Origin of the sequence: Bacillus sp. CH30_1T, from assembly GCF_008364765.1 — a bacterium.
In the GTDB taxonomy this organism is placed as follows: Bacteria; Bacillota; Bacilli; order Bacillales; family Bacillaceae_B; genus Rossellomorea.
This window is the reverse complement of sequence record NZ_VTUY01000014.1, coordinates 73547-80472: the sequence shown is the minus strand read 5'-3', so window position 1 is coordinate 80472 and position 6926 is coordinate 73547. Positions and strand designations below refer to the sequence as shown.

Below are 6926 nucleotides of genomic sequence, written 5' to 3'. Positions count from 1 at the left end.
TACAGAACTTAATAAAACTCTATATGCGAAACGCAAAGAAACGATCGAACGAGTCTTTGCGGACGCAAAAGAAAAGCATGGCATGCGTTGGACGACCTTAAGGGGTCTTAAAAAAGTTTCAATGCAGGCGATGCTTACGTTTGCTGCCATGAATCTTAAGAAATTGGCAAACTGGACATGGCGAGGACCATGTCCAGCCTAAAAAAAAGAAAAATCTTTTAAAATAACAGAAAACCCCATCTTCGCTTAAATGCAAAGGTGGGGTTTGTCTACGGTCTGCGACTGCCCATAAGGCAGCCTTTTTTTATTTATTTTTCTTAAACATGATCAGGAAAGCATATGGGATGATCCCGAACCAGCGAAATAGAAATGGTTCTCGCTCATTTTTCCGTTGCTTCTTTATACTTTTACGTTCATGAGGTGATTTTTCATAATGTTGGACAAATGTTTGTGTTATGAATTTAACATAATCATTCACTGACATAAAAGCACCACCTCCTGCTTTTATCAGTATGCCCGGCTATAAGTAATTTATTCAGCTTGCCCATCTAGATGAGGCAGTATTTCTTCAATAACCTCTTCTATGGTTTTATTGTCTGTATGAATCGTTATGGAGCTTCCACTCTCATACAGTGGGAAGCGAAGGTTGAATAAACCCGATAACCGTTCCTTGGAGTTATTTTGTACGAGTGGACGATTTTCATCGCCGTCTAAACGGGACCATAATGAAGCAAAAGGACAAGTCAGGTGGAATACTAAGTCCTGTTGTCGTAAGATTTCCCGGTTCTCTTCCCTTTCAATCACTCCTCCACCCGTAGTGATAATCGCTTGCTTGTTGGCTAACTCAAGGAGGACTTTGTTTTCCAGATCCCTGAAATGTTGTTCTCCCTGCTGATTAAAGATCTCTTTAATAGACTTTTTCTCTTTGTTCTCAATGTAACTGTCCATATCAATGACCGGGAGATTCAGTAGTTCCCCTAGATGTTTCCCAATCGTCGTTTTTCCTACCCCCATAAATCCAATAAAGAAAATCGGTTTCATATTCTACTCCCAACTTATAATGTGTTTTGTTTCCCTATTATACACAACCGTCGTTGGAAGAAAAAGCTTCTCATCCCGTTTGAATGTCACTTCCAAACGTATTTCATCCGGGTTGTCCATATCGCTTCGGGTAACGATTTCACCATAATTCCCTTTCCATTGTTTGGAGGCGAGCACCCCACTCTCCATCTCCAACAGGATCGCATGAGATACACTCACGTTTCTTTCATAAATGTATTTCATATTTGTTAAGTATAGATATTTACTAATAAAAAGATCCTTTGCAGCAAACCCTATAGATAAAACAATCATCAGAAGCACTAAAGTATATGGCAATATAAACCCCTTATTGTTAAGGTATTCCTTCTCCTTGTTCGGTTGAAAAGTAAAAGAATTCCCCCTCCACTTTTTCTCCACCCACAAACTCCAAATCCATATGCACTCCCTGGCTAATGGATGCAAAGCTAAATGAATCCACTGACTGTAAAACGACTTCATGCCCTTGATTATTTACCCTCCTTCGAATGGATTGATTATACTTTTCATACGAAATGGATTCACCACTCACCAGAAAAGAGATCTTATCAGGCGTGATCACTACACTTTCCCCTCTCCATAGTTCATTTCTCAAACTTTCATTGAATAGATTCCATTCATAATAATGTGGTGGAACCATATCATTTTTAATCGTAGAGAAACCGTTCATAATGAGAGGGATGCATAGTGAAATCATGCAAAATACTGTAAAGCTTAACAGAGCCTCGATTAATGTATATCCTTTGTTATTCAGCCTTTGAAATACAGACTTCATGGGGATCCGCACCTCTTTTATGATATTGGACACACGCTTCTTCATTGACTCCCCCTTTCCAATCGAGTTCATATCTGACTCCTTTATACATTTTTGAATGATTCACATACTCGTGACTAACGATTGCCTTCTCCACCCCTTCTTTAAGAAATTTCACAGCCTCCACTTCATGCTGAAGTCGTTGAAGTTGAGAAGCATATTGGATCAGAAAAGGTATAAATACGCCTGCTATCATCAGGATGCAACTAAAGGCAATAAGTGCTTCCGGAAGTGAGAAACCTTTAGTATTCTTGTACATAAAACCTCCCTTGCCCAATTTGAAACATGAGCTGAATCATGGTATCTCCCATTTTAAAGTTCAGCTTGCCAAATCGATTTGTATTTCCATCCGGATAGAATGTGATGTCTGATAAGCTGTTTATTGATGTAATCTGGATGGAAGATGAAATCTCTCTTGAGACAATCGTTTGTCTAGTAGCTGTTTTCGCAACGTATTTATTAGTTATAGGGTAAAAGGTCACGGTGATGGGAACTTGATGTCTAATGCTGTAGCTTTGGATCTGATAGAGGTCTGATTGGAGCTGGGAAAGAAATAAATCCTTTTCATTAACTTCTTTCATAGGAAGTATGGAAAAGCTGACCCAAGATAGAAGGGTCGTGAAAATCAAAAAGACGACAAGCATCTCAATAAGGGTATACCCTGCTTCCCAATTTCTTACTTCATTAATTAGGGATTACCTTCCCTTCGGCATCAATGGTGATGGCACTTCCGTCGGGGCATGCTTTATAATTCTCATTTAAATACCCATCTGTGACGAGGGTATCTATGGTGACCGGGAGCGCATTCCCATCCATTTTGTAGGCCTCAACCTGGCCTTCCACCATGTGAACAAATGCTTCGCAGCCTTTGGAGTTAATTGAATTACTTTGGTTGGTGACGTTAGGTATCGTAATAAAAAGCAATACAGATATGACTAATAGAACAATCATCATTTCGATTAGGGTGAAGCCTTTTTCGTTTTTGAGCATGGTGTTCCTCCTTGGGTATTGTGTATTTCTTACTAATGTGACTGTGATACACGACGAAATTCATTTAATTTGCTGTTGTGTCGAGGCATTGCTGGTATTGGCCAATTTTTAGAATTTTTTTCTAAATCCCCTGCATCATCTGAAATAGTGGCATCATAATGGAGAAGTAGATCGCCATGATGAATAGACCTACAAAAGTAAAAATCATCGGCTGAATATATTTAAGCAATGCATTGGTATTCTCCTCTAATTCTTGAAAGCATATCTCACTATAAAGTCGCAGTTCTTCAGCTAATCGTCCATTGGATTGCCCGTGATGGACAACAAAGGATAACTCTTTTTGAAAAAACGGAAGCGATAAGAAACATTCATGAAATGGTTTCCCTTCTCTTAATCCTTCGATCAATTTTTTTGAAACGTATTGTAACGTTGGTCGGAAGGATTGACTTTCAATGATGAGGAGAGACTCTGTGATGGATACTCCGCTTGTGAGAAGGAAGCTTAGTTCTCTCGCAAAAAAGTGTGAGTGACCAAGCTTTAAATAATTTGACAGATAAGGAATTTTGCATAGAGTGAATGAGATTTTAATAGGAGAAATTCTTTTTTTGAACAGGGAGAATACTATTGTGCAGAAAATGAGTGATAGTAAAAATATACTGAAAATCACTGGGAATCTTTCGATGAAGTGGAGAAGGTGCAAAAGATTCGCTGAGGGTTCATATCCGATAGAAGTATACAGAGACTGAAATCTTGGAAATAGCACTTTTCGCAGTAAGACCATCATTAAAATCGAGATGATAATGAGCATGAATGGGTACTGAATGACTTGTCGTATTTTCTGCTGGTTTTCCCTCCTCTTTATCAGATAGTTTCCCGCTTCTGATAGAGTATGTCCCATTTGACCATGATGCTCGGCGAAATAAATTTGTGCACTGACGTGACTAGGGATATTTAGCTGTTTGTTGATGACTGAAGAGACGGACTCTCCTTTTTGCAACGATCCAATCATTCTCTTTTTTAATTTGAGCGTATTCTTCTCTTTAGGGAGCAAGAGAAAATCGATGGCTTCTGAAAAACTATAGCCCTTTTGGAGGAGGTCTCCAAGCCTTTTGAGAAACTTACCTTGATCATCACTTTTCTTCATGAATCCATTTCCTATATTCAAGTTCTGAAACAAATCCTAGTGCCACCCCCTTATTGATCAAGGTTTGGAGTGTATGATACTGATACCGGACCGACTCCCCCTTCGCCTCCTTTATTACTTCTTTCAAAGCTCTTCCTGTTACAATTTCATAGACAGAAGCTCGATTAACCTTTTTACCTCGAAGACAATTCCCTCCACACTCCGTTTTGCAAATCGGGCAAACTAACTTTAGTAATCTCTGTGCCGATACGGCTAACAGTGTTTGTTGAATATCATGCCATTCAATTCCTAATTCCATTAAACGGTAAATCGCACCTTTTGCATCCCTCGTATGCATGGTCGTGATCACTAAATGACCAGTAATATTGATAGAACTATGCATTATTTTTATAGTAACTTCATTACATATATATTTGTAATATTAAAGGATTATGGATACCCTAACTCGAATTACTAATTAACGTAATGGAAAGGAGGAATTAAATTGAAAAGTAGAATCAGATGTCACCACTGTAAGGAGTTTTACCAACCTCATGATCAAGTAGCACTAAATTACGCGAACACTATTTTACACTTTGATTGCCCTGATACTGAAAATCTTCTTATTATTGATGAAGGAACCTTTGAAGAGATCGTAAAGAAATATTCTTTTTTTCAATAATAATTTTCTTAAATAAAATGAAACATATGAAACAATCCACTTAGTGCTTTCTTTGGATTGCTTTTTTATTTTTCAAGTGAATAAGGCAGAGTTAGTAAAGCACTTACAGCAAAGAATGATATAGAAAAAATTATAAGAGCTTGATCGAGCAGCTATTAATGGTGGAGTTATGTCCAATAATTTATTTGTAAAGAATGTGCTTTAAATAGAAAAATAGCCTATGAATCAAGAAGATTCATAGGCTATTTTCAATTTCCACTTACTATCTTGCTATAGCATAATAGGCAACTACCAAAACTAGAAAAGTAATTGAAAACCCTACTTTATACGCTATATTTTTGTGTTCGTTTTTGTTCTTTTTTATTAAGTATATAACGAAAAATGTAATACTTATTATGATTAGTAACGCAGGAATAATAGTCATCAATAAGCTAGTATTCAGCTTGGATTACCTCCTTTCTTGCTTATAGAGGATCCACGTTAAAGAAAAGTGCCCATGTTACCCCTACATAAACTCCATTACCTTTATTATTAGCATTAATTCTATTTTTTAGCAATAACCATTGACCCGTAGAAATACCTGCTACTGCCCCAACTGGAGGGAAGTAAGCGCCAACACCAGTTACTACAGTTCCACCAGCCGCAATCATATCTAAGTACTCATTTGCATACCAATTCGCATAGCTATTACTCATTTTTCTATCATATCCCCACCAATGATAAGTCCACTTTCCATAAACAGCGGAAATAGTAAAAAGATTATCTTCAATACTTAAATCATCATTAATAGTCACTGAACCTTCTTTAGCCAGCTTATTCATTTCAACAAAATGTGCCTCTAATTTTGCTAAATCATATTTCTTAAATAATTTTTTTGGAGCATTAACCAGTTCAAATTTACCATCTTCTGTTACGTTAACAAATGGCTCAACATCTTCAATCATTTTTTCTTGCTCTTTTTGTAGTTTTTCTTGTTCTTTCTCTATTTTTTTCAATTGTTTTTCTGACTCATTAGCTGCAGCATAGCTAGGAGTAACAACTCCTAAGATTAGCATTAATGTAAAAAGACTAGCTATAATTTTTTTCATTCTCTTTTCTCCCTTTTTTTAAAATTATTCATTGATTTTGTTAGCTTATCTCTCTTCAGATAATATTTATGATGATTTTGGAATACTCACACTACCCTCACCAAACAGATTATCTTTTCCTGTTACACCCAAATCCTTAGACCAGCTTTTCAAAACATTATTGACTTGTTCAACAGTACTCTTTTCATTCGTCTGAGCTATTTGATTCCGCTGTAAAACATGAGCAACTAATCCAGTTAAGTGAGCAGTCGCATAAGAGGTCCCTTCGCTCTCCGAAACTTTTTCATGATCTAGAGTAAGTATTGGAATTTCCGTTCCTGGAGCTGAATAATCAATTTTCCCTTTTGAAACAAAACTTGGTAGGATATTCTTTTCATCAACAGTTGTTACAGAAATAACATTTTTATATGCAGCTGGATAATCGCTATCCTCATTAAAATTGTTACCTGAAGATGCTACAATAACAATTCCATTTTCTATTGCTTTTTCTACTACTGCCTCTAGTGATTTATTACCGTGAGATCTCCCTAGACTTATGTTGATAATGTCAACATTTTGATCTATACACCATTCAATACCTTCAATAAGATCTTCTAACTTACCTCGTCCATTCTCATCTACAACTTTTACAGAATATAAATTCACCTGAGGATTTATTCCTTTAGTCCCAATGTTGTTATCAATAGCTGCAATAATCCCAGCTACCGCTGTTCCATGTCCTGATTCGTCAATTGAAGGATTACCAGGCGAGATAGTGTTATATTCTTTAACTACCTTACCTTTTAAGTCAGGATGTGATATATCAATTCCTGTATCAAGTATGGCTACCTTAATGTTATTTCCATTAAATTCATCCAGTGAATCTACATTTAGGTATTCAATTGTCCAAGGCACAACTTGATTAGACTTTGAGAGATTACTAGTTAAAAAGTATGCTCCTATAACTGCAATGATTAACAGTAATATGAAGTAATTTTTGCGTTTTACAATAATCACCACTTAAAAATTTTTCTGTAAAATATGGCCATAAATTACACTAGGTATAGGTAATGTTTCCACTCATTACCTATTACCTAGGAATATTTAAACATACATTTACTTCTTTTTCCATAAAAAAAGACAAATTATTCCCAGAAGAATATTTTAAAAACT

General features: G+C 36.3%; 13 protein-coding genes. 2 read left to right on the top strand and 11 right to left on the bottom strand.

Going from position 1 to position 6926, the window contains the following annotated elements:
* The coding region (locus F0342_RS21805; RefSeq protein WP_188048658.1) for a transposase at window positions 1–202 on the top strand (202 nt) is incomplete at its 5' end.
* A 102-nt stretch (window positions 203–304) separates the two neighbouring features.
* On the opposite strand, the gene F0342_RS21800 is transcribed toward F0342_RS21805, so the two are convergent.
* The 9 genes from F0342_RS21800 to F0342_RS21760 all read right to left on the bottom strand — a co-directional run bounded on the left by F0342_RS21800 (window position 305) and on the right by F0342_RS21760 (window position 4407).
* Complete coding sequence (locus F0342_RS21800; RefSeq protein WP_149157927.1) at window positions 305–484, bottom strand: YqzE family protein; 180 nt, start codon at window positions 482–484, stop codon at window positions 305–307.
* A 47-nt stretch (window positions 485–531) separates the two neighbouring features.
* Entirely contained in the window at window positions 532–1041 is a 510-nt protein-coding gene (locus F0342_RS21795; RefSeq protein WP_149157926.1) for a shikimate kinase, read from the bottom strand.
* A gap of 3 nt (window positions 1042–1044) precedes the next feature.
* On the bottom strand, window positions 1045–1377 hold the full coding sequence (locus tag F0342_RS21790; RefSeq protein ID WP_149157925.1) for a hypothetical protein: 333 nt from the start codon (window positions 1375–1377) through the stop codon (window positions 1045–1047).
* 16 nt (window positions 1378–1393) lie between these two features.
* The gene (gene comGF, locus F0342_RS21785) at window positions 1394–1852 is read right to left on the bottom strand and encodes a competence type IV pilus minor pilin ComGF (RefSeq protein ID WP_188048657.1); all 459 of its coding nucleotides are present in this window, start codon (window positions 1850–1852) and stop codon (window positions 1394–1396) included.
* Entirely contained in the window at window positions 1824–2150 is a 327-nt protein-coding gene (locus F0342_RS21780; RefSeq protein ID WP_149157923.1) for a hypothetical protein, read from the bottom strand. Before F0342_RS21780 ends, comGF begins: the two co-directional genes overlap by 29 nt.
* On the bottom strand, window positions 2134–2580 hold the full coding sequence (gene comGD, locus F0342_RS21775) for a competence type IV pilus minor pilin ComGD (RefSeq protein ID WP_395940716.1): 447 nt from the start codon (window positions 2578–2580) through the stop codon (window positions 2134–2136). Before comGD ends, F0342_RS21780 begins: the two co-directional genes overlap by 17 nt.
* Window positions 2576–2881: a competence type IV pilus major pilin ComGC gene (gene comGC, locus F0342_RS21770; RefSeq protein ID WP_149157921.1), complete on the bottom strand. Its 306-nt coding sequence runs from the start codon at window positions 2879–2881 to the stop codon at window positions 2576–2578. The genes comGD and comGC overlap by 5 nt, the downstream gene beginning before the upstream one ends.
* A gap of 121 nt (window positions 2882–3002) precedes the next feature.
* The gene (gene comGB, locus F0342_RS21765) at window positions 3003–4025 is read right to left on the bottom strand and encodes a competence type IV pilus assembly protein ComGB (protein ID WP_149157920.1); all 1023 of its coding nucleotides are present in this window, start codon (window positions 4023–4025) and stop codon (window positions 3003–3005) included.
* Window positions 4012–4407: an ATPase, T2SS/T4P/T4SS family gene (locus tag F0342_RS21760; RefSeq protein WP_149157919.1), complete on the bottom strand. Its 396-nt coding sequence runs from the start codon at window positions 4405–4407 to the stop codon at window positions 4012–4014. Before F0342_RS21760 ends, comGB begins: the two co-directional genes overlap by 14 nt.
* 102 nt (window positions 4408–4509) lie before the next feature.
* Here F0342_RS21760 and F0342_RS25070 point away from each other — a divergent pair, with 102 nt between their 5' ends.
* Complete coding sequence (locus F0342_RS25070; RefSeq protein ID WP_188048656.1) at window positions 4510–4686, top strand: hypothetical protein; 177 nt, start codon at window positions 4510–4512, stop codon at window positions 4684–4686.
* A gap of 464 nt (window positions 4687–5150) precedes the next feature.
* On the opposite strand, the gene F0342_RS21755 is transcribed toward F0342_RS25070, so the two are convergent.
* The gene (locus F0342_RS21755; protein WP_149157918.1) at window positions 5151–5774 is read right to left on the bottom strand and encodes a hypothetical protein; all 624 of its coding nucleotides are present in this window, start codon (window positions 5772–5774) and stop codon (window positions 5151–5153) included.
* Between the two features lie 66 nt (window positions 5775–5840).
* Complete coding sequence (locus F0342_RS21750; protein ID WP_149157917.1) at window positions 5841–6773, bottom strand: S8 family peptidase; 933 nt, start codon at window positions 6771–6773, stop codon at window positions 5841–5843.
* Window positions 6774–6926 lie beyond the last annotated feature (153 nt).

Bases quoted from the DNA above. Each gene is read 5' to 3' on its own strand.
- F0342_RS21800 (WP_149157927.1), bottom strand. From the start codon at position 484: ATGTCAGTGAATGATTATGTTAAATTCATAACACAAACATTTGTCCAA.
- F0342_RS21795 (WP_149157926.1), bottom strand. From the start codon at position 1,041: ATGAAACCGATTTTCTTTATTGGATTTATGGGGGTAGGAAAAACGACG.
- comGF (WP_188048657.1), bottom strand. From the start codon at position 1,852: ATGAAGTCTGTATTTCAAAGGCTGAATAACAAAGGATATACATTAATC.
- F0342_RS21780 (WP_149157923.1), bottom strand. From the start codon at position 2,150: ATGTACAAGAATACTAAAGGTTTCTCACTTCCGGAAGCACTTATTGCC.
- comGC (WP_149157921.1), bottom strand. From the start codon at position 2,881: ATGCTCAAAAACGAAAAAGGCTTCACCCTAATCGAAATGATGATTGTT.
- comGB (WP_149157920.1), bottom strand. From the start codon at position 4,025: ATGAAGAAAAGTGATGATCAAGGTAAGTTTCTCAAAAGGCTTGGAGAC.
- F0342_RS21760 (WP_149157919.1), bottom strand. From the start codon at position 4,407: ATGCATAGTTCTATCAATATTACTGGTCATTTAGTGATCACGACCATG.
- F0342_RS21755 (WP_149157918.1), bottom strand. From the start codon at position 5,774: ATGAAAAAAATTATAGCTAGTCTTTTTACATTAATGCTAATCTTAGGA.